Annotated in this window: 1 protein-coding gene; it reads left to right on the top strand. The window is 70.5% G+C overall.

All coding sequences use genetic code 11. From position 1 onward, the window contains the following. Positions 1 to 447: ISAs1 family transposase (locus GUY59_RS47190; protein ID WP_161715164.1), on the top strand; the 447-nt coding region annotated here is incomplete at both ends.

The following is a 447-nucleotide window of genomic DNA, read 5'->3' on the forward strand; positions in this document are numbered from 1 at the left end:
CAGCAGCCCACCCCCGCACCACACCCCGCTCACCGGCCTGGCCGTGGACGGCAAAACCCTGCGCGGCAGCCGCACCGGCGACGACACCGTGCACCTGCTGGCCGCCACCCGCCACGACACCCAGACCGTCGCAGCCCAGCAGCAGGTCAAGGCCAAGAGCAACGAGATCCCCGCCTTCACACCCCTGCTGCGCAGCCTGGACCTCACCAGCACGGTCATCACCGCCGACGCCCTGCACACCCAGCACGCCCACGCCCAGCAAGTGATCGCCGACGGAGGCCACTACCTGTTCATCGTCAAAGGCAACCAGTACACCCACCCTGCACCGCCGGCTCAAAGCCCTGCCCTGGCGCGAAGCGATCCTCAACGACCGCACCGACGAGACCGGCCACGGCCGCCGCGAGATCCGCCGCATGAAGATCTGCACCGCCCGCCCCGGCCTGCCCT

Origin of the sequence: Nonomuraea sp. K271 (genome assembly GCF_009908215.1) — a bacterium.
Lineage (GTDB): Bacteria > Actinomycetota > Actinomycetes > Streptosporangiales > Streptosporangiaceae > Nonomuraea > Nonomuraea longispora.